The 20,434-nt window shown below is 45.1% G+C and carries 18 protein-coding genes; 4 read left to right on the top strand and 14 right to left on the bottom strand.

Going from position 1 to position 20,434, the window contains the following annotated elements; translation table 11 throughout:
• Positions 1-26 precede the first annotated feature (26 nt).
• The 8 genes from ATL39_RS02540 to ATL39_RS02505 all read right to left on the bottom strand — a co-directional run bounded on the left by ATL39_RS02540 (position 27) and on the right by ATL39_RS02505 (position 9,631).
• Positions 27-1,157 (bottom strand): glycosyltransferase, encoded by a 1,131-nt coding sequence (locus tag ATL39_RS02540; RefSeq protein WP_170146816.1) that lies wholly within the window; start codon positions 1,155-1,157, stop codon positions 27-29.
• Between the two features lie 42 nt (positions 1,158-1,199).
• Positions 1,200-2,456 (bottom strand): nucleotide sugar dehydrogenase, encoded by a 1,257-nt coding sequence (locus tag ATL39_RS02535; RefSeq protein WP_245960895.1) that lies wholly within the window; start codon positions 2,454-2,456, stop codon positions 1,200-1,202.
• Positions 2,440-3,294 carry an SDR family oxidoreductase gene (locus ATL39_RS02530; protein WP_120191714.1) on the bottom strand — a complete coding sequence of 285 codons (855 nt, stop codon included), beginning with the start codon at positions 3,292-3,294 and terminating at the stop codon, positions 2,440-2,442. Before ATL39_RS02530 ends, ATL39_RS02535 begins: the two co-directional genes overlap by 17 nt.
• 11 nt (positions 3,295-3,305) lie before the next feature.
• Positions 3,306-4,523 carry a glycosyltransferase family 4 protein gene (locus tag ATL39_RS02525; protein WP_120191713.1) on the bottom strand — a complete coding sequence of 406 codons (1,218 nt, stop codon included), beginning with the start codon at positions 4,521-4,523 and terminating at the stop codon, positions 3,306-3,308.
• Entirely contained in the window at positions 4,520-6,304 is a 1,785-nt protein-coding gene (locus ATL39_RS02520; protein WP_170146815.1) for a heparinase II/III family protein, read from the bottom strand. The genes ATL39_RS02525 and ATL39_RS02520 overlap by 4 nt, the downstream gene beginning before the upstream one ends.
• A 21-nt stretch (positions 6,305-6,325) precedes the next feature.
• A complete protein-coding gene (locus ATL39_RS02515) occupies positions 6,326-6,961 on the bottom strand; it encodes a sugar transferase (protein WP_120191711.1) in 636 nt (211 codons plus the stop codon).
• A 199-nt stretch (positions 6,962-7,160) separates the two neighbouring features.
• Complete coding sequence (locus ATL39_RS02510; protein ID WP_120191710.1) at positions 7,161-7,934, bottom strand: tyrosine-protein phosphatase; 774 nt, start codon at positions 7,932-7,934, stop codon at positions 7,161-7,163.
• Between the two features lie 305 nt (positions 7,935-8,239).
• Entirely contained in the window at positions 8,240-9,631 is a 1,392-nt protein-coding gene (locus ATL39_RS02505) for an aldehyde dehydrogenase (protein ID WP_120191709.1), read from the bottom strand.
• Between the two features lie 262 nt (positions 9,632-9,893).
• Here ATL39_RS02505 and ATL39_RS02500 point away from each other — a divergent pair, with 262 nt between their 5' ends.
• Positions 9,894-11,711 carry a putative bifunctional diguanylate cyclase/phosphodiesterase gene (locus ATL39_RS02500; protein WP_170146814.1) on the top strand — a complete coding sequence of 606 codons (1,818 nt, stop codon included), beginning with the start codon at positions 9,894-9,896 and terminating at the stop codon, positions 11,709-11,711.
• 83 nt (positions 11,712-11,794) lie between these two features.
• On the opposite strand, the gene glaH is transcribed toward ATL39_RS02500, so the two are convergent.
• Positions 11,795-12,730 carry a glutarate dioxygenase GlaH gene (gene glaH / locus ATL39_RS02495; protein ID WP_120191707.1) on the bottom strand — a complete coding sequence of 312 codons (936 nt, stop codon included), beginning with the start codon at positions 12,728-12,730 and terminating at the stop codon, positions 11,795-11,797.
• A 263-nt stretch (positions 12,731-12,993) separates the two neighbouring features.
• A complete protein-coding gene (locus ATL39_RS02490; protein ID WP_120191706.1) occupies positions 12,994-13,323 on the bottom strand; it encodes a DUF3870 domain-containing protein in 330 nt (109 codons plus the stop codon).
• 285 nt (positions 13,324-13,608) lie between these two features.
• Between ATL39_RS02490 and ATL39_RS02485 the strand changes: the two genes are divergently transcribed.
• The 3 genes from ATL39_RS02485 to ATL39_RS02475 all read left to right on the top strand — a co-directional run bounded on the left by ATL39_RS02485 (position 13,609) and on the right by ATL39_RS02475 (position 16,563).
• On the top strand, positions 13,609-14,271 hold the full coding sequence (locus tag ATL39_RS02485; RefSeq protein WP_170146813.1) for a GntR family transcriptional regulator: 663 nt from the start codon (positions 13,609-13,611) through the stop codon (positions 14,269-14,271).
• Between the two features lie 21 nt (positions 14,272-14,292).
• Entirely contained in the window at positions 14,293-15,348 is a 1,056-nt protein-coding gene (locus ATL39_RS02480; protein WP_120191704.1) for an Ldh family oxidoreductase, read from the top strand.
• 69 nt (positions 15,349-15,417) lie between these two features.
• Positions 15,418-16,563, top strand: coding sequence for a mandelate racemase/muconate lactonizing enzyme family protein (locus tag ATL39_RS02475; RefSeq protein ID WP_120191703.1), 1,146 nt, complete (start codon positions 15,418-15,420; stop codon positions 16,561-16,563).
• Between the two features lie 265 nt (positions 16,564-16,828).
• Here the strand turns inward: ATL39_RS02475 and ATL39_RS02470 are convergent, their stop codons facing one another.
• Genes ATL39_RS02470 through ATL39_RS02455 form a run of 4 tightly spaced genes read right to left on the bottom strand, consistent with a single transcriptional unit; the run spans position 16,829 to position 20,411 of the window.
• Positions 16,829-17,728: a dihydrodipicolinate synthase family protein gene (locus ATL39_RS02470; RefSeq protein ID WP_120191702.1), complete on the bottom strand. Its 900-nt coding sequence runs from the start codon at positions 17,726-17,728 to the stop codon at positions 16,829-16,831.
• A gap of 27 nt (positions 17,729-17,755) precedes the next feature.
• On the bottom strand, positions 17,756-18,385 hold the full coding sequence (locus tag ATL39_RS02465; protein ID WP_170146812.1) for a fumarylacetoacetate hydrolase family protein: 630 nt from the start codon (positions 18,383-18,385) through the stop codon (positions 17,756-17,758).
• A 25-nt stretch (positions 18,386-18,410) separates the two neighbouring features.
• Positions 18,411-19,595 carry a CaiB/BaiF CoA transferase family protein gene (locus ATL39_RS02460; RefSeq protein ID WP_120191700.1) on the bottom strand — a complete coding sequence of 395 codons (1,185 nt, stop codon included), beginning with the start codon at positions 19,593-19,595 and terminating at the stop codon, positions 18,411-18,413.
• 24 nt (positions 19,596-19,619) lie between these two features.
• Complete coding sequence (locus ATL39_RS02455) at positions 19,620-20,411, bottom strand: SDR family oxidoreductase (RefSeq protein ID WP_120191699.1); 792 nt, start codon at positions 20,409-20,411, stop codon at positions 19,620-19,622.
• Between the last annotated feature and the right edge of the window lie 23 nt (positions 20,412-20,434).

Genomic DNA, 20,434 nt, shown 5'->3' with positions numbered 1-20,434 from the left:
CGTTACTCGTGAGTTTCATGCATTACCTATGTGGTGATTTTTAAATATTCATTTAGAAGTTTTTCACTACTTTTCTCGTAATAGTAGTCTGATTTTATTTCCCTACAATTCTTTTGATATAATCCTATTAATTCATATGAATTAATCAATTTTAATAATACCTCTCTTAATTCTTCCTTCTCTTCATTTATATTATTTCCGATTTTATTTTGCTCTATAAAATTCCCAAGCGCGGTATTTTTTGTTCCTATTATAGGCACCTCACAAATAATTGACTCATATAACCTATTAGGTAAAGCAATTTTGACATTGTCTAACTTAGTATTATACACAGCATATGTACAATCAATTTTCTCATATAAACTAACAATTTCTTTTTCATAATTATAAGGTCCGTAAAATTCTACGAATTTTTTATTTTTCGAATAATCCTTAATTTCATTATAGTTTGGCCCATTGCCTGCAATAAATACTTTTATAGGTTTGTCTATTTCTTCAACAACATCTATTAACATTTTAAGTTGTTCAAAATACCTAACTGAACCAATAAATCCTATTGTAAAATAACTATTTTGTTTTTTTTCATACTTTTTAAATAACTTTTTTGCTGGAGCGTTTGGTATAAATATATACTTATCCACCTCGATAAATCCTGAAAAATACTCATCCCAAAAGTATGGAGATGTTAAGATTATTTTTGATATCTTAGCTGTTAGCCTTTTTTCCAATTTTTGTAGTAATTTCGCGACTATAGTCTTTGTAGAATTAGCTTTTTTGATAAAAGTATATTTAGGAAGATCTGCTACTTCATATATTATTTTTGAATTCACATTAATAAACTTTTTATAAAGATAAGCTATACACAACATATCTAAGTTTGCAGCATGAATAATATCTGGTTTTTCATACTTTAATGTATTTAATACAGTAATCATATACTTTATCAATGGAATTAATCTTTTGATAGGTTTTCCTTGAGGCGCCTTTATATATTTTTTTATAACATTATGTTCGGGATTTATCTCAAAAGTCTCTTTTTCTAATTGACCTCTATCCCAATATACTAATGCAACATCAAAGTCATTCTCGACTGCTTTAATCCTTTTAAGAATCCTTGGATTAGGAATATGTGATATTAATACAGCTACTTTTTTCAATACTTTCACCTACTAGAAAATTTAGTCAATATAGTCTTTCTCTTATAATTTATAAGTATCGTCAATAGTACATATATTCTTAGTATCAAGAACTAACTTATCTTTTATAACATCCATATTATTTTTGATATGGTCATGTCCTACCATTACAACCACTATCTCTATTTCATTTATGAAATCTTCAAAATTCATAAATTGATGATCAACTGTTCTTTTCTTGATATATGGATCAAATACTTTTACACCGAATGCAAGGTGCTCATCCATTCTATCTAAAAGTTGTAAAGTTGGACTTTCTCTAGTGTCATCGACATTTTCTTTATACGCTAGTCCATATAAACCAACTTTGGATATGTCTTTGATATTATGTTCCCTCATAATATCTCTAATTCTACTTAATACATGACTTGGCATAGAATCGTTGGTTTTTCTTGCTGTTAAAATCAGATTTGTTAAGTCCGGATAGTCTCCAACCAAAAACCATGGATCTACTGAAATACAATGACCTCCCACTCCCGGCCCTGGCTGTAGTATGTTCACTCTAGGGTGCTTATTAGCTATTCTAGTTATTTCATATACATCCATATTATCTTTACGACAAATTTTAGCTAGTTCATTAGCAAAAGCTATATTTATATCTCTATAAGTATTTTCAACTACTTTTGACATTTCTGCAGAACGAATATCTGTTACCACAATATCTTCTTTACAAAATTTGGAATAAAGTTCCTTTACTTGATTACCAACTTCAGGAGTATCAGTTCCAATAGTTCTAGAATTATATTGAAGCTCGTGTACCATGTTACCTGGAATAATTCTTTCTGGAGCATGCATAATATGTATATCTTCTCCAGTCACATATCCTTTTTGAGCAATTACAGGTCTGATGAATTTATCGATTGTTCCAGGGGAAACAGTAGATTCTATTATGATTACAGCACCTTTTTTGCAAACTTCCAATACACTATTCACCGCAGAAATAATATATTTCGGATCTAATTTTTTACTTTCTTCAATATAAGGAGTCGGTACTGCAAGTATATAAGTATCTGAACTAATATATTCAGTAGAAAATTTAATATTGTTTTCTTGAGCACTTTGAAAAAGGTCTTCTAATCCTTCTTCTTCAAAAGTTAAGTTACCTTCATTTAACGAGTCTACTATTTCTTTGTTATAGTCAGTACCTACTACTTCAACTCCATATTTAGCAAACATTAAAGCCGTAGGTAAACCTATATATCCAAGTCCTACTATATTAATCATTAAAAACTTCCTTTCTTCGTTAATTATTAATTTCATGTTTGATTCCTTCTTCAAAACTCAAAGGATTGTATTCTAAATCCTTCTTAGCTTCTTCATGGGAAAAATTTTTATTCTCATTAAGTCTTAAAACTTGCTCTGCTTTTAACTTTGGATCTTTTGAGATCTTCTCATAGGCCTTTAATAGTCTGTAGCTCAGTTTCATAGGTATATGTATTTTGATAACTTTCTTCCCTAAAGCTTTGGCAGTAATATCAATTACTTCATTAAAAGTAAGCGCCTTTGCACCAGATATATTATAAGCTTTCTTTACACTCACTGAGTTTTCATAAGCTTTTACAATAGCGAAAGCTAAGTCATTCACGTTAACGGGCTGTTGTAAATAAGTTCCATCTCCTAATATTGGAAGTACATTTGATTTTTTTAGATATTTAATCAACCTCCACATATTGCGATCTTTAGGCGTGCCATAGATCATTGTAGGTCTTATAATAGTGTAATCTAGACTACTTTTTTCAATTAGTCTCTCAGCTTCTAATCTAATGCCTTTACTATCAGGGTTTAGCTTTGTAAATATTCCTGTTGTGCTAACAAAAATTGTACGAGTTATATTCATTTCTTCGCATGCATTAATAATATTGGGCGCATGACCAAAGCCAAGGGATGCAATGTTTATGAGAGCTTTTTTTTCCTTTAATGCTTCACAAATCGAATGATAATCATTCAGCTCTCCATATACATATTTAACATTTAGTTTATTGATAAGATCAAGATTACTAGTCTTTCTCACAAAACAAGTAACATCATAATTTTTTTTTAGTAACTCTTTTAAAACAAACTCTCCAAGAAAACCAGTAGCTCCAGTCAATAAAATCATACAAACCTCCCCTATGTATTACGTATTATTTCTAAATATTTTTCTGCCAACTTCTTTCTAGTGTAATTCTGTTCCACAAAATTTGGTCCGTTTTCTTCCATACTTTTATATAAGTATTTATCATTTTTAAGTTTTAAGATTGCATGCTTAATTTCTTCGGCATTATCTGGCTGGACAACTATAGCAGCCTTTGATTCATTCAATATGTCTGCGGCTTCTCCTTCTAAACTAGCAACAATAGGAACACCACATGCCATGATCTCGAACATTTTAGATGGAATAAATGCCTTGAATAGCTCTATATTTCTCAATGGAATTAAACATAGATCAGAGCTACTATAAAAAGAAGACATTGACTCTTTTGGCTGTGAACCAATAAATTTAACGTTGCTAATATTTTGTTCAATAACCATTTCTTCTAATTTTTCTTTCTCTGCACCTTCTCCGATGAATAAAAACTGAATATCTTTTTGATCTTTTAATTCTTTAGCAACATCTAGAATGACACTTAAATTCTGTGAAATCCCATGAGCTCCTGCATAAGAAATAATAAACTTATCTTTCAGCTCATGTTCTTGAATAAGTGTGTCGTCTTTTTTCTTTGGATAAAACAATTCTTGATTCACTCCATTTGTAATAACATGAACTTTATCACCATCAACTCCTCTATTCACAACATTTTCTTTGAAAGCTTTCGTTACCATTATTAACTTCTTGCTTTTGTGATAAAAAAACAGTTCCATTTTTTCCAATATGTTAGTTATTACACCTTTTTTCATAACTCCTAATTCAATCATTGCAGCTGGCCACAAATCTCTAATCTCAAGAACAAAAGGTACCTTTTTTCTTATACTATACCAATAGCCTGATATAATTGAGAAAAAGGTAGGTGAACTCGTAATAATCACATCAGGTTTTTTAATTTTCTTCATAGAAAACAAAACTGATGAGAACATAAAAGAAATATGTCCTAACGTTTTTTTTATAAATCCTCTATTAGGAGTTGCATATACATAATTCCTATGGACATGGATCCCGTTCATTTCTTCATGACTGTATTTCTTGCCCCTATATTCTTTAGGAATAATTCCTGTTGGATGATTAGGAAAACAAGTTACAACATGCACTTCATTCCCCAGTTCAACCCAATGTTTGGCCATTTCATATATTCTTGCTGGCGGTGCTCCTATTTCAGGAGGGAAATAATGACATATAACAACTATCCTCATAATAATTCTCCCAACTCATCAAAGTTGATGATTTTCTCTTTACCATTAATGATGATCTTAAGGTCATCTTTTAATTGAATTACTTCTTTTTTGTCAGAACTTATTCCTATTAGATAACCATAAAATTTTGAGTCCTCATTTTTCCGAAGAACTAAATGTTCATTTTCCTCTTTGAGATTAAATTGCTTAGAATACCAGCCTTTCTCAATTTCAATTCCACTCGTTCCTATTGCAGTTATATCAATAGACTTTTCATCATTTACAACATGAACAGTTTTATTATCAATATTTAGTTTAGTGTTAGGAATAAAATGCAACAAGCTATTAATTTTGCTTATAGATTCTGCTTTTACATAATCTAAAACAATAATTGTATTTTCATCCAAGTGCCCGATATACCTTTTGTGTTTTGCTCCTTGATAAGCAACATATTCACCTATATAAAAATGAATACCTTTATAAACAAATTGTTTTCTTCTTACCTTTTTAATTCGCTTAGCAACTCTAAAACTTCCCCAAAATTGAGATTGCTCTTGATCTGATATAAAAACTGTATTATGAGCTTTTGTACTTCTAAAATAATCTCTCCATTCACCATTTTCATACCTATATGTACCGGCATTAACAATCAATGGTAAGCCATCAATTGAAAGTTCGAAACTCAAAGCATCGCAGTGAGCATGAGCAGGTAAATAAGTAGGACAAACATCACTCGTGTTAAATACCAACTTTTTATTGTTATCTTCAATGATATAAAAACCACTTTTCTCAAAAGTGAATTTTTTTTGGGGAATTATATCAAAATGAATTTTGCATGCTTCAAAAAGACTTATGTAATTCTTACTGATTCCATCAGTACTATCATTAAACGCCGGGGTTTTGCCAACGCCTTCTTCAATACTAAATGTTGCATCTACCATCTTTTGAATTACATGAATCAGTTTATTGTATATAGGCTCACCTTTTAACCAAAAGGTTATTTTAATCAAATCTTCTAAAATTATTTTGTGATACATGGGACTTAACTCAAAGTGCATTCCATCTTCCAAAATTTGTTCATCTAGTTGTTCTAATAATTCTTTTTTGAACTTTTCTTTTACCCTTTTATCTTCAAAGAAGATACTTCCGATTATAAGAGCTTTTATATTCTCAAAGTAATGATTCCCCAAAACATCTTTTTCCAAATTGTTTTCCAAATATTTATACTGTAAATATAATGAGTCCTTAAGCCTTTTATCGAAATCCTTATCATTCAGGACTCTCTCTTTGAATATTTGATACGTTGAAATCCAATTAGTGATTCTTAATGAAATTGTATAAGGATGCCATCCATCACCATAGGCAAATTGATTATTTTTTATCCAACTATCAATCAACGTCTTATATTTTTTGTAATATTGGTTTAAATTATCTTCTTTCGAGTATTCATTAGCAAGTTTGTACAAGTACTCGAAATAATGTAAATTATATCTCCATAAGTGCTGTAATTCTTGATTATTCCAGACTCTTGAGAGTTCAACTTCATTCGTAATGTTTATAAATGTAAATCGATTGTTCAAGATATCTTCAGCATCAAATCTTTCTAAATACTCTTTGCTAAAGTCTAATTCAGGAAGAAGATAATCATAGGAATCTTGGGTTTTCAATTCTTTAGGTACCTTCACCGCCAATAGGTTTTTCTTATACATCTCTCGCTTCAATCTATTAGATAATCTGTAATAAATCTGTGAAGATTTGAGATGCTTTATAGTGTTTATATATAGTGTTATTTTATTATCCATTTGAAAGCACCTCTTCATCTTCTATCGTGTTTCTTCACTATTACTAGTAATTTCTTCCTCAATTTCTAAATCTTTCGTTTTGCCTTCGACAACACCGTCACTTTTTAATACGCTGTTAATAGTGCCAAGAAAACAGCGAATATCCATTAATAGTCCCATTCTCTTTACGTATTCGCCGTCGAGGCCGGCTTTAATGTCAATCGGCAGCTCATCACGGCCGTTAATCTGCGCCCAGCCGGTCAACCCCGGCGGCACGTCATTTGCGCCATATTTATCACGTTCTTCAATCAGGTCATACTGATTCCAGAGCGCAGGCCTTGGACCGATGATGCTCATGTCGCCTTTTAGTATGTTAATAATCTGTGGGAGTTCGTCCAGACTGGTTCTGCGAAGGAACTTTCCGCTCTTCGTAATAAACGCTTCCGGATCCTGGAGCATATGGGTTGGCATGTCTTTAGGGGTATCTGAACGCATCGTTCTGAATTTCAATATGTAGAAATGCTCTTTGTGGAGACCGACCCGCTTTTGTTTAAAGAAGACAGGTCCTTTGGAATCTTTTTTGATCATGACGGCAAGCAGTAGTATATACGGCCATAGTACGGCCAGTGCACAGAAAGAGAGGCTTACATCAATCAGCCTTTTGATTTTAACGTACATCAGGTTCTCCCACTCCTTGGTGAATTTATGTATAATTCTTCAATTATTTTCCTTTTCTTGCATCCAAACACCAAGCTATTGTCCCATTTTCTTGTTCTTTATTCAAGATGTATATGGAAATAGGCCGTTCTTTTTTCACGCACGGACAACCCGGACAGGGGCAGAACGGTATGTTCTCCTGTCCAGGCTGTCTGGGGGATTATATCAAACCAAAGCGTCTTCTGCGCTTCTTCCGGTTGATATGTTCGGGCTTATCGACCAGCACCGTTTCGTTTTCGATCACGGCGAGGGCATTTGTTTTAAAGGTGTCCACGGCGCTGCGGCCGAATTCTTCTTCAATCAGTTCATAGGCTTCTTTGAGAATAAAAGGGTTGCTTTTCACATCGCTTGCGCTTGTTGCGATAAAATGAGCCAGGTCAGCTTCCAATAGAGAAAAGCAGAACTGCTGCAGGTCTCTGCCGTGCGTTCCGATCACAGCGCCTGCGTTCAGCTGCATTAACGCGCCGTTAGTGGCGAGCGTGTACAGCTGGTCTGGATCACTGATGAACTCCATTACCTTTTCCGGATTGGCAATAATCGGCCGGTAGCCTTTCACCTGCAGGTCATACAGAACATTTTTGCTGAGAAGCGGTACGCTATGCTCCGGAAATTCCAAAAGCACATAGCGGCTATCGCATAAAGGAATAGCATGGTGTTCCGTCAATTCGGCCATTGTATCTCCGTTTAAACGGATTTCATGTCCGGCTTTCACGTCCACCTGAATGTTCTCCTGCTTCAGGCGACGGTTCAGCTCCTTCACCTGCTGCTGCACGGCAGCACCGGTATGATAGCTGGTTCCGTCATTGTGATGAGGTGTCGCTATGATCGTACGAATGCCTGACGCTTCTGCCTGCTGAACGAGCGCGATGCTCTGTTCTATTGTTTCCGGCCCGTTGTCGAGTCCGGCCAGTACGTGCGTATGAATATCAATCATGCGTATGACCCCCTCTAAATATGGTAGAGATGTGCTGTGTCATAATGATAGTATCCGTTATTGTTTTTGGTTTAGATGAATTTGAATGTGCATCAAAAATGCTTGATATTCACTATAGTCTACTTTTTACCCAGTTTAAAGTGCCACTTGTACTAGTAACTGCATTTTTTTCACTATTACCAGCTACTTAATACCTTCTATTTTTTCACAAATCTAACGAAACATTCAGATAATCCATCCCAAATACCCTGCAGGCATGGGATTTTACAGAAAAAAGCTGCCTTATGTAAAGGCAGCTTTTCTGTTTATTTGGAGAACCATTTCCGGACCGCATTCAGCCGGCTTTCTTTATACGGCGGATACATAACGGATGGAGAAAACGAGCTTTTGTTTTTCAAAATGCTCTTGTAGTGGGTAAACGTATCAAAGCTTGCCTTCCCGTGATAGGCGCCGATACCTGAGTTTCCAACACCGCCGAACGGCAGGTTCGGGTTGGCGAGATGCAGAATCGTATCATTCACGCTGCCGCCGCCAAAGGAGAGCGTGCTGAGAATGTGCTCCTCTACGGTCGGATTGTTCGTAAACAGGTACAGCGCGAGCGGCTTGTCGAAGGAACGAACGATATTTACCGCGTCGTGCAGGTTGCGGTAAGTCAGGATCGGCAGAATCGGTCCGAACACTTCCTCCTGCATCACCGCGTCTGCCATCGTCACGCCGGTCATCAATGTCGGCTCAATATATAGATCTGTTTGATCGCTGCGTCCACCGTGGACGACCTTTTCCGGGTCGAGCAGCTTCTCGAGGCGCTGCCAGTGTTTGTCATTCACGACGCGCCCCAGATCTGGGCTTACCTGCGGGTTTTCTCCGTAGAAGTCACGGATCTTCGTTTTCAGCCGGGCCACAAGCGCGGTCTGCATTTCTTCGGCGACGAGTACATAGTCCGGCGCGATGCACGTCTGCCCGTTGTTCATGCACTTGCCCCAGATAATTTTCTCGGCTGCTTTATCCAGGTCTGCATCTTCATCCACGATGGCCGGGCTTTTGCCGCCGAGCTCCAGTGTTACCGGCGTGAGGTTCTTGGCGGCGGCTTCCATGACAATTTTGCCGACCGGGGTGCTGCCGGTAAAGAACATATAGTCAAACGGCGCATGGATGAGCGCGGAGGTGGTTTCTTTTTCCCCTTCTACAACGGTGATATAGGCCGGATCAAAGTATTCAGCAATCATGTCGCGCACCACGGCGGCGACGTTCGGTGTGAATTCTGAGGGTTTCAGTACGGCGGTGTTGCCGGATGCCATGACGCCGAGAAGCGGCTCGATTAACAGCTGAAATGGATAGTTGAACGGACCGATGACGAGCACGGTGCCGTATGGCTCGGGGTAGATCATACTTTTCGAGCCCGTCTGCATGATCGTGCCTTTCACTTTTTTCGGTTCTGCCCATTTCGGGAGTTTTTTCTTCATGTCTTTCAGGCTCATCAAGAGCACGCCGATTTCAGTGAGATAAGCCTCAAATGCGGGCTTTCCGAGATCGGCTTTCATTGCTTCGATAATACGGTCTTCATACGCTTTAATCGCCTGTTCGAGAGTGTTCAGCTGGCGCAGTCGAAAATCCGTGCTTTTCGTTTCCCCTGTATAAAAGTACGCCTGCTGGGCATCAAGAATCGCCTGGACGTCCGTTTTTTCCATCGTCTGCATAAACGCATGCCTCCTTTTGCTGTTTTTGTACTAGTACCCGAAAGAAGGATTCATTAACCAGACCACCTTGAGTCTTCATTTTCAAGAGAGCGCTTTCTATTTATGAGCACTATATAATAGAAGAAACTAGTACAACATGGGGGACCGGCTTCTATTTTTATAATAAAAGGAATAATGTTCCAAAAACAGTTCACGCGCTGCCGCTTCTGACGATATAATGGAAAAAGATTATATTTTCTACATAGAATATGGGGCGAAGCGTATGACAGTTGAACTGATTTATTCCACGGGCACCGGCCTGTTTCAGGAGGTATTGGCACGGCCGTGGCTGTTTCTCATATGTATTCTGGCATTAACCGCCCTGCTGACCGGCGTAACCGCGCTTCTCAGCAGGGAGTGGCTGCAGCTGCGCCACAAAAAGTGGATGCTTTCCCTGCATGACCTCTACGAACAGGCGATGGACCGCACAACCGATGCGGTACTTATACTGGACGGCCGCGGCACGATACTATCATGGAACCGGGCCTCCGAGGAGCTGCTTGGCTATTCCAAAGAAGAGATGCTCCAGCAGCCCTCCGCCAGATTAGTCCCCGGTGACCGCCGCCTGATTCAGAATGCGCTGGACCGCTGCAGGCAGGAAATGCTTCTGCCGCTGAAAGCCCGGCATAAAGACGGCCGATCGATTAATCTGCTGCTTACCCTGCAGCCGCATAACCACTTCTATACGGCGACGCTTCGGTTCGATGAGTTCAAGCCGGTTACCGTAGAAACGACGTGGCACGGTGATAAAGACGTCCTTACCGGCCTGCCAAACCGTACGGCCTTTCTTGCCTATCTGGAGGAGCAGACAGCGATCAAGACATTCGCTTTTTCCGTTTCGTTTCTGTCGATTGATTCTTTTCCACGTCTGGCCGAAGCACTTGGCCGAAAGCCATCGGAGAGACTACTGCTTGATATGACGGACCGCCTGCAGACCGTCCTGCCAAAGGGTGCTTTTCTTGCCCGCTGGAGCGACTGCGTTTTTGCGCTGATTCTGCCGGATGAGGATGTGGCGCTTGCCGGCATCTGGGAGCAGCTGCGCCAAAAGCTCAAGCAGCCCTTTTCAGTGAACGGCCTGCAGCTGTTTGCCCCACTTTCCATCGGCACCTGCTTTTACCCGCAGGATGGAAAGAACGCAGAAATGCTTCTGCAGCATGCGTACGTTGCCAAGCGGCAGGCCAAGCAAATCAAGGATACATCGGTATCTTATTTTGATGCATCGATGATGAGCCAGATTGAACGAATGTTTCAACTCGAAGCCGACCTGCCAATGGCTTTAAGTAAGCAGGAGCTGGAGCTGCACTATCAGCCGCAGGTAAATCTGGCGGATCGCAGCATCGTGAGTGCGGAAGCACTTCTGCGCTGGAACCACCCGGAACTTGGACTGATATCGCCGCTCGAATTTATACCGATTGCCGAAGAGACAGAAACAATTGTACCAATCGGCTGGTGGGTAATCGAAGAAGCCCTGCGCGAGTTCCATCAGCTGAAGGCAAACGACACGCCGCTGCAGCAGATCGCAGTGAACGTCTCGCTCATTCAGCTCGAGCGGCCCGATTTCGCCGAACGTCTGGAATTGCTTCTTCACCGCTATCAGGTGAATGCAGCCTGCCTGGAAATCGAACTTACTGAATCGATCATGCAGGAAAGCAGCCGGCTCACCGGCGTGCTGGAAAAGCTGCAGGAAATTGGCGTGACGATTGCCCTTGATGACTTCGGCACCGGCTATTCTTCCCTGAGCCGCCTGTATTCCCTGCCGCTTGACCGGCTGAAGATTGATAAATCCTTTATTGATGATATTGCCGTCAGCCCTTCCGCCCTGAACGTCGTTCATACGGTCGTCTACCTGGCCGAACAGACCGGTCTCGACGTGGTGGCAGAAGGCGTGGAAACAATCGAGCAGGTACATATGCTCAAAGAGCTTAACTGTCTCATTTACCAGGGCTACTATTTCGCACGCCCCCTTGCCGCCGATGCATTAAAAGGCACTCTCCGGAATTATCAGATCCCGAAAGACGTGCCGATTGGCGCAGGGATGTAAACGACAAAAAGCCGTCCAGATGGGCGGCTTTTTGTATGACATATTATTTTAAAGAAAGTATCAGACGGCGACTCCGAGAGATGTTATTCCTGAAATCTTCCTCTCTGGCGGAGAAGCTCACGGTCGAGGTCTTTGTTTTCTTCGAACGCGGCACGTCCATGCAGCCAGAACAGGTTGTTGACCATCACGAGGTGGCCGACCGGCAGGTTCAGCTCGGTCACGCTTTTATCTGCTTCGAGCGATGCGGACATATCGCGGAGATACTTGGCTTCCGCAATCGAGGCCGGGTTGGCAAACTGGTCAATAAAGCAGATGCACGGCTCGCCGTTGTGCAGGAAGAACGTCTTGCGGTTAATTTCTTCACTCACGTTCTTACTGGCCGGTGACTTATACAGAATTTCCTTCTGCGCGAATGGGTGGTTGGCATAATGATCGAGCTCGGCCCAGTCGTCCAGGTGAAGCAGACGGGACTCGCCGCCGACAGCATTTTCTTCATGCATCTTCATCATCAGCAGCCAGTCGGTCTGGTCACCCACAAACGTACCGTCCGTGTGCATCGTAAACAGGCGGTAGGCCTGGCGCAGGTAGGAGTCACTCGCATCCGTATGCTTCACGGTAAAACGGGCATAGTATTTCCCCGACATAGCATCAAAATTGCACTCCCCGATTAAATGCGTAAGCGCGGTGGAAAACAGTACAAATTCATCCGTGTTCTTGCGCTCTTCATTCAGCCCGATCGTAAAGCCGCCCGTTCTGCGGTCCATGAGGATGGACTGTACCGTTTTCGTGAATCCTTCCCCGAGCACTTCCTGGAGCGCATTGGCCGCGATAAAACGCATGTAGGGAACGTATTCCAGTTCCTGCACTTCCACCTGTTTCACCTTGTCGAAAAAGGAATCGAGTGCCGCTTCCTTAATATCAATGTGGTACATCCGGTCGTTCTGCGGGTGCTTCTTAATATTTACATGCTTCGTTTCCTGGGCAAAATCCGTAACGTTCTTTTCTGTAATACTCATCATATATTCCTCCTTTAAATTGGGTGATGCAGTTCCAGCGCATACAAAAAGCCAGCCGGTGCACACGTAAAAAAGCTCATGTGAACGGCTGGCTCTAACAGGCGGACCGGCTCTTCCCTTAAAGGAGGAGTCCACGCCTTATTAAACAGCTTTTATTGGTTTTTATCATGCACTTACGATTTGGTAAGGATTGCTCCTAAGCAAGGTAAGCGTTACCAATAATATAGCGGGTATTTCCTTTTCTGTCAACCCGGTACGGCTGCAACTTATTTGCTTTCTCGTTTCTGCAGCTCATTAAACTGCGTGTATAAGTCTTTTAATGCCGCAATGATCGCATTCTTGGCTTTGCCGGAATAGCTGTACTGAATCGCCTTGATCGGCTCTTCGATTCCGTTTTTCAGGCTGTAGCCCCGGAACAGCTGGTTAATAAATTCTCTGCCATGTTCAGTAGCAAGGGTGCAGGAACACTGCAGAATCACCCCATACTGCCGGTCAATTTCAGCGGTCACCGTGAGCGTCTGGAACATGCTCTGCGCAGCCATCCCTTCCGGCAGCCTGGAGTGGCCTGCAATAAAAATAATGTTTTTTCCGTTCATGTCGTTCATCCTCCCAGCTGTTATTCAGGCTGATCAAGCCAGCCCTGGTGTTCCTTTTTTATCGTAGGGCGAATACGCACTCAGAGCAACTTATTTTTTTCTAAAAGGATCCGGTCACCTTATATTGGATCCAATATAAATAAATTATAACAAATATCTGAAAATTAAAATAGAAAATATCTTTATTTATCAAGATTATACTTACTAAATGGATTATTTTATGATACTATACAATCATATATTGGATCCCATTTAAAGATGTACCTAAAGAGAGAAGGGCAAGCGATGGAACGTACCGACACGAAAAAAACGAATCAGACGAGCGAAGACCTCGTCACGGAAACGCTGCGGACCGCCATTCTGGACGGGGAATTCCAGCGCGGCGACCGTATCGTGCAGGAGGACTGGGCCAAGCGCCTGCAGGTGAGCCGGATGCCGATCCGGGAAGCGCTGAAGCGCCTGGAGTTTGAAGGCCTCGTCAAAAACGAGCCCCGGCGCGGCGCGATTGTGTATCCGATTTCTATCAATGATATTGAGGAGATCTACACCCTCCGCTCGATGAATGAGAGCATCGCGGTGGAAAAGGCTCTGCCTTATCTGGAGGAGAGCGATTTTGAAGAGATGGATGCGATTCTCACCGAAATGGAAACGATGCCTTTGACAGGAGAAACCTTTGACCATTATTCCTCCCTCAATCAGCTGTTTCACAAGAAGCTCATGGAGAAATGTCCGTGGAAGCGGGTGCTTCACAATACGGAAATTCTCCGCAATCACTACCTCGCGATTAAGAGCCCGATGATTTTGACCCGCTACACCGACAAAGCCAAAATGGAGCACCGCCAGATTTTAGCCGCCGCCCGTTCCGGCGAAGCCACCCTTTTGAAAAAAATGGTGGAATACCATATTGAACGAAACAAGATCGACCTGATTCAAAATATTAATTTGTAGGTCCGGAAAGGAGACAGGATAATGGAAACCGTTCAGGTCCGCTACACCGAACAGCAGCTGCAGCCATTTCTGCAGCAACTGTTCACTTCCGCCGGCGTGGAGGAGCACTCCGCTTCGCTCGTATCGCGGCATTTAGTTACCGCGCATATGAGGGGCGTCACGTCACACGGGGTGATTCGCACCGGCATTTATATTAAGCGCTTACTTAAAGGAGTCGTCGAAAAAAAGGACGGCTTCACGATTGAACGGGAAACGCCTGTCAGCGCAACGGTCAACGGCGGGAACGGCCTCGGCATTCCTATTGCGTCGGAGAGTATCAAGCTTGCCGTTCAGAAGGCAAAGCAGTCCGGCGTCGGCATGGTAGCCGTAACCAATTCCAACCACTGCGGGATGCTTGCCGATTATACGAATTACGCAGCCGATCAAGGGTGCATTTCGCTCGCCTTTACGAACTCCCCTTCCGCTGTTGCGCCGTGGGGCGGCTTGGAAAAGTACTTCGGCACGAACCCCTTTTCCTACGCCGTGCCGCGCAGGGACAGCCCCAACATTGTGTTTGATATGGCGACAAGCGCTGTCGCGAAGGGAAAAATCATTGCCGCCAAAAACAACGGGGAGTCGATTCCGCTCGGCTGGGCGATTACGAAAGACGGAGAACCGACGACCAATCCGGCGGAAGCGCTGGACGGCCTGCTTCTCCCTGTCGGCGGTCCGAAAGGATACGGGATTGCGTTTCTCGTAGAAATGCTCTCCACGGCGCTGAGCGGTGCCGCAACCGGCCCGCACATGGGCGATCTGTACCATGATTTTGAGAAAAAGCAGAACAACGGCCACTTCTTTCTCGCGTTCCGCCCCGACCTGTTTGAGGATATGGACGTGTTCCACGACCGTATCGATCAGCTGGCTGCCGAAGTCCAGAGCGTCTCCACCCAGGAAGGCATCGAGCGGGTGCTTCTGCCGGGCGAACTGGAGCATGCCAAGCTGCAGAAGCATCAGGCAGAAGGCGTGGAGCTCTCCCCGGTTCTCGCTGCCGAGCTGAGAGAGCTGGCGCTGGAACTGGGCGTCGATCCGCTGGACTGATCAGGCTGGAAGCAGAAGATTTTATTTTTTTCTTATAAATGATAGCGCTATCAAAAAAGGAGAGACAGGATGAAAATTACAAAAGTAGTCACACAATGGGTACAGATTCCACTCGAACGGCCGGTCGGCTTTTCGATCAAAACGTTAACGCACCGCGACCACCTGCTGGTACGCGTCCACTCGGACGCCGGAGTCGAGGGCATCGGCTTCTGCCTGCAGGACGTGAGCGGAAAAGCCGCTAAGGCAGCGGTGGATGAGCTGCTGGCGCCGATGATTATCGGCGAGGACCCGCGCGACATCGCAAAAATCTGGGAAAAGCTCTACTGGCAGACGGTCCGGGCCGGACGAAGAGGCAGCCTGATGCATGCGCTCTCAGCGGTGGATATTGCACTCTGGGACCATCAGGCCAAGCTTGCCGGCATGCCGCTCTACAAGCTGCTCGGGGCCTACCGTGAGGAAGTGCCGTGCTACGCGTCCGGCGGCTACTACTATGACGGGCTGGAGGTATTCTCCAAGCTGGAAGAGGAAGTCCGCGGCTATGTGAAGCAGGGATTTAAAGCGATGAAAATGAAAGTCGGCCGGCTTTCTTCGGAGGAAGAAGCGGAACGGGTGAAGGTCGTCCGCAATATTATCGGACCCGACGTCAAGCTGATGATCGATGCCAACGCGTCCTTTCTTGATGTGAATGAGTGTCTGAGCTTCTGCCGCAAGGTCGAGCAGTATGACATTGCCTTCTTTGAAGAGCCGCTGCCGATTGATATGATGGAAGGTTTTGCCCGTCTCAAACAGCAGACATCGATTCCGCTCGCCTCCGGTGAAGTCGGCGCCACCCGCTGGGAGTTCCAGGAATTCATGCGCCGCGGATCGCTTGATTACGTGCAGCCGGACGCCACCCAGTGCGGCGGGGTGTCGGAATGGCTGAAAATTGCCGCTCTTGCCGGTGCGCAGGGCGTGTCGATTGCGCCCCACTACCACTGGGACATTCACGTTCACCTTGCCTGCGCCACGAGAGAAGTCACCGTGCTCGAGAAGTTTATCGGCACGAACGTGAAAAACTTCGATCTTATTATTAACAACCCGAGAAGCGTCACTTCGCATGGCACCCTCGTGCCGCCGGAAGGCAGCGGCCTTGGCATTGAATGGAACGAAGAAGCCATCCAGGAGTATCTCGTGGAAGAAGAAACGATTGAGCACGCGATGAGCACCAGCGTCTAACCACAATCGTCCTGGCCTCTCTTTGATCTTCGCTTGTTTTCCTTTTATAAAAGCAATAAATAACCTTGTCTGTTTTTTCATAAAACAGACAAGGTTATTTTTAGTACCGAGTACGGATAGAAGCATGTAAATAACCGGACGTCGACTCTGGCAGAACAGCCATCGGTGAAGATAAAGAGAATGTTCTTCTCTTTTCAGCTGAGGAATGGCCTGTCGAAATCGTACGTCCGGTTATTTTCTTATTTATTAACGGCTGCTGCCTGCGCTAATGCACCGGCAGGTTCTGCTTTTGCAGCAGCTCCTCTATTTCCTTTTTCTGCTGGCCGGTGCTGTCGAGAAGCGGCTTCCGGACCCAGCCGCCCTTGTAGCCCTGCAGGGTGGCGGTATGTTTGAGTCCCGCAATGCCGTACGTGTCCGTGACGGCTGTATTGATTGGGAATACGGCCTGATACAGCTCGCGTGCTTCTTCCACCTTCCCATCTTTAAAGTAGTTAATTATGCGGCTGCATTCGTTCGGATGACTGTTGGCAAGTGCCATCACCGCTGTATCAATACCTAAAGCGAGCGCCGGAAACAATGCCGATGCCGTTCCGACCATAATCGTGAAGTCGGCCGGCAGCTCGCGCTTAAAGGTGGCAAGCTGCGGCACATTTCCGCTGCTGTCCTTCATGCCGATAATGTTGGGATGTCCGCTCAGCCGTTTCAAGAGCGCCGCGCTTACATTAATATGCGTGAATTTCGGTACGTTGTAGACAAGAATAGGAATGTCGCTGTGGTCGGCCACTTCGGTAAAATAAGCGGCCAGCGCTTCGTCGGACATCGCTTTTCCGTAGTAGAAAGGCGTCAGGATCAACGCAGCGTGCGCCCCGAGTTTGGCGGCTTTGTTTGTCAGCGCAATCGTTTCCCGCGTCGATTCCATTCCTGTTCCTGCCAGCACCGCGCGGTCCTTTTTGGCATGCTGAACGGTAATGCGGATCAGCTCCAGCTTTTCCTCCTCGGTCAGATAGATTGTTTCACTGTTGGAGCCGAGCGCCAGGTACCCGGACAGGTCGTCCTCGTTCCATTTTTCGATATTGGCGCGGTAGCTGTCATAGTCTACATCCCCGTTTTCTGTAAACGGCGTTATTACCGGAGGAATAACCCCCTGAAGCGTCAAACCTGCCATCTGTACTCCTCCTCTTTTTGTCCCGTTTTATTTTAAAGCCGTGCGGCAGCCGCCGAGCACGTTGTCGCCGAGGCGCAGAGAGAACGTATCCCCGTCCGCCACGGGACCGACTCCTTTTGGCGTGCCGGTAAAAATCAGGTCTCCTTCGCCGAGTCCGAATGATTCCGCCGTGTAGTCGATAATGTGCTGCAGATCAAATATCATCTGCTGAATATTGCCGCGCTGGGCTTCTGTGCCGTTTTTAACCAGCGTAAAGTCCATGCTTTTCAGCGATTCCACACCCGGAAATTCAATAAATGGCGTCACCGGTGCAGAGGCGGGAAAGCCTTTAGCCCGCAGCCACGGATGTCCTTTTTCTTTTAAAGTGCTCTGCACGTCACGCAGGGTAAAATCAAGGCCGAGCCCGAGGCCGTCGATCAGCTCATCGGCGCTCATCCCTTTTTCGTACGGCTTTCCGATACGAATAACCAGCTCCGCCTCAAAATGAACCGCGCCTTTATCGCCTGGCAGCTCAATCTCGCGGCCGTCTGCTTCCACAAAGGCGTGCGTCGGCTTCAGAAAAAGCATCGGCGCTTCCGGCATCGCATTATTCAGCTCGGAAACGTGCTCGGTGTAATTACGCCCGACGCAGTAAATATTTTTAATAGTTGTCATCATGTATCCCTCTTTAGTGTCAGTTTTATTAAATGGCTCCACTGTCGCGCAGGGCCGCAATTTCCTTTTCGGATAGGCCATAGCCCTGCAGCACTTCCGACGTATGCTCGCCCAGCTGCGGCGGCGCGCTTTCCATTTTCACGTTAATATTCTTGTATTTAATCGGGTTGCGGACGACTTTCATGCGCCCGACGCCGGGATGATCGGCTTCCTGCGTCATTTCCCGGGCCACGACCTGCGGATGATCAAATACCTGCTCGACGTTATTCACCGGTCCGCACGGAATTGCATGCGAGGACAGGAGCTCCTCCCATTCATCCGCGCCCTTTTCGGTAAACACGTCTTCGAGGAGAGCGCGGAGCTCGGCCCGGTTGGCAACCCGGTCGCCGTTGGTCACAAACTTGGGGTTGTTTTTCCACTCCGGATGCCCCATCGCGTCCGCCATCCGCTGAAACAGGCGGTCGTTTCCCGCGGCTACCATAATCGGCTTGTCTTTACACGGAAACGTTTCGTACGGGGTAATGTTGCCGTGCGCATTGCCGACGCGCTCGGACACGTGGTCGTTCAGCAGATAGCTGCTGGCAATATTGCCGAGCGAGCTTACCTGCACGTCGAGCAGGGACAGGTCGATGTGCTCGCCCTCCCCTTCGTTATCGCGGTGGCGGAGCGCGGCCAGCACACCGATTGCGACGTAGTGCGAGGTCATAATATCCACAACCGGAGTGCCGACTCTCGTCGCCTCTGAGCCGGGATGGCCGGTAATGTCCATTAAGCCGCCCACCGCCTGAATGACCGGATCATAGCCTGGCAGATCCTTGTACGGACCCGTCTGGCCGTAGCCGGTGACCGAACAGAGAATAATGTCTTCTTTTACACTTTTAAGTGTCTCATAATCGAGCCCGAGACGCTCGAGCGTTCCCGTTTTGAAATTCTCGATCACCACATCTGATTCTTTAACGAGCTGCTTGAACAGGGCGACGCCTTCTGTATTTTTTAAATCAATCGTTATCGATTTCTTGTTGCGGTTGGCAGCCAGATAGTACGTGCTTTCCTCTTCGATAAACGGCCACCAGTGCCGGATATCATCCGACCCGTTCGGCGCTTCGACCCGGATCACTTCGGCGCCGAGATCCGCGAGCTGCATCGAGCCGAGAGGACCCGCGAGCACCCGCGATAAATCAAGCACCTTAATGCCTTGCAATGGCTTATTCATGTCTGCATCACTCCACTAAATAGACTATAGTGCCTTTACGAGGCCGCCATCGACGACAAAGGTCTGGCCGGTAACGTACGTATTTGCGCCGGAGCAGAGGAACACGACCTGCTTGGCGAATTCTTCCGGCTGTCCGTAGCGGCCGATCGGAATCGACTTTTCGGTATTCGAGCGGATCTCGTCATAGGTTTTACCCTGTTTGTCGGCGCGGATCGTATCGAGCTGTGCGACACGTTCGGTGTCAATCCGGCCCGGACCGATAGTATTGATGAGAATATTGTCATCCGCGACTTCCTGGGAAAGGCTTTTCGCCAGGCCGACGATGCCGGCGCGGAACGTATTGGAGAGCACAAGGTTGTCGAGCGTCTGTTTAATCGAGGACGAGGCAAAATTAATGATCCGGCCGCTTTTCTGGCTGCGCATGTGCGGAAGCACTTCGCGGATCAGGCGCACAAAGCTCAGCAGGTTCAAATGAAAGGCCGATTCCCACGCCTCATCTTCAAACGCTTCAAACGTGCCGGCCGGCGGGCCCCCGGCGTTGTTCACGAGCACATCAACCGTGCCGTGCAGCTCCACTGCTTTTGCCACGAGTGCTTTAATCGAAGCCGGATCGGTAATGTCGCACACCTGATAGTGCACGTTTTCATTATTTGTTTCTTTTTTGATTTCCTCCACTGCCTGGCGGAGCTGGTCTTCATTCCGGCTCGAAATCAGTACGTTGGCACCTTCTCTTGCGAATTCGAGGGCTGATGCTTTGCCGAGCCCTTTGCTTGAAGCGGTCACCACGACCGATTTGTTTTGTAAATGCAGATCCATAGAAACATCTCTCCTCTAATTGA

The organism is Sinobaca qinghaiensis, from assembly GCF_003610495.1.
Taxonomy (GTDB): Bacteria; Bacillota; Bacilli; order Bacillales; family Marinococcaceae; genus Sinobaca; species Sinobaca qinghaiensis.
The sequence above is the reverse complement of the archived record's forward strand: the minus strand, read 5'-3'. Positions and strand labels throughout refer to the sequence as shown.

Bases quoted from the DNA above. Each gene is read 5' to 3' on its own strand.
- ATL39_RS02535 (WP_245960895.1), bottom strand. From the start codon at position 2,456: ATGAAATTAATAATTAACGAAGAAAGGAAGTTTTTAATGATTAATATA.
- ATL39_RS02530 (WP_120191714.1), bottom strand. From the start codon at position 3,294: ATGATTTTATTGACTGGAGCTACTGGTTTTCTTGGAGAGTTTGTTTTA.
- ATL39_RS02525 (WP_120191713.1), bottom strand. From the start codon at position 4,523: ATGAGGATAGTTGTTATATGTCATTATTTCCCTCCTGAAATAGGAGCA.
- ATL39_RS02520 (WP_170146815.1), bottom strand. From the start codon at position 6,304: ATGGATAATAAAATAACACTATATATAAACACTATAAAGCATCTCAAA.
- ATL39_RS02515 (WP_120191711.1), bottom strand. From the start codon at position 6,961: ATGTACGTTAAAATCAAAAGGCTGATTGATGTAAGCCTCTCTTTCTGT.
- ATL39_RS02510 (WP_120191710.1), bottom strand. From the start codon at position 7,934: ATGATTGATATTCATACGCACGTACTGGCCGGACTCGACAACGGGCCG.
- ATL39_RS02505 (WP_120191709.1), bottom strand. From the start codon at position 9,631: ATGCAGACGATGGAAAAAACGGACGTCCAGGCGATTCTTGATGCCCAG.
- ATL39_RS02500 (WP_170146814.1), top strand. From the start codon at position 9,894: ATGACAGTTGAACTGATTTATTCCACGGGCACCGGCCTGTTTCAGGAG.
- glaH (WP_120191707.1), bottom strand. From the start codon at position 12,730: ATGATGAGTATTACAGAAAAGAACGTTACGGATTTTGCCCAGGAAACG.
- ATL39_RS02490 (WP_120191706.1), bottom strand. From the start codon at position 13,323: ATGAACGGAAAAAACATTATTTTTATTGCAGGCCACTCCAGGCTGCCG.
- ATL39_RS02485 (WP_170146813.1), top strand. From the start codon at position 13,609: ATGGAACGTACCGACACGAAAAAAACGAATCAGACGAGCGAAGACCTC.
- ATL39_RS02480 (WP_120191704.1), top strand. From the start codon at position 14,293: ATGGAAACCGTTCAGGTCCGCTACACCGAACAGCAGCTGCAGCCATTT.
- ATL39_RS02475 (WP_120191703.1), top strand. From the start codon at position 15,418: ATGAAAATTACAAAAGTAGTCACACAATGGGTACAGATTCCACTCGAA.
- ATL39_RS02470 (WP_120191702.1), bottom strand. From the start codon at position 17,728: ATGGCAGGTTTGACGCTTCAGGGGGTTATTCCTCCGGTAATAACGCCG.
- ATL39_RS02465 (WP_170146812.1), bottom strand. From the start codon at position 18,385: ATGATGACAACTATTAAAAATATTTACTGCGTCGGGCGTAATTACACC.
- ATL39_RS02460 (WP_120191700.1), bottom strand. From the start codon at position 19,595: ATGAATAAGCCATTGCAAGGCATTAAGGTGCTTGATTTATCGCGGGTG.
- ATL39_RS02455 (WP_120191699.1), bottom strand. From the start codon at position 20,411: ATGGATCTGCATTTACAAAACAAATCGGTCGTGGTGACCGCTTCAAGC.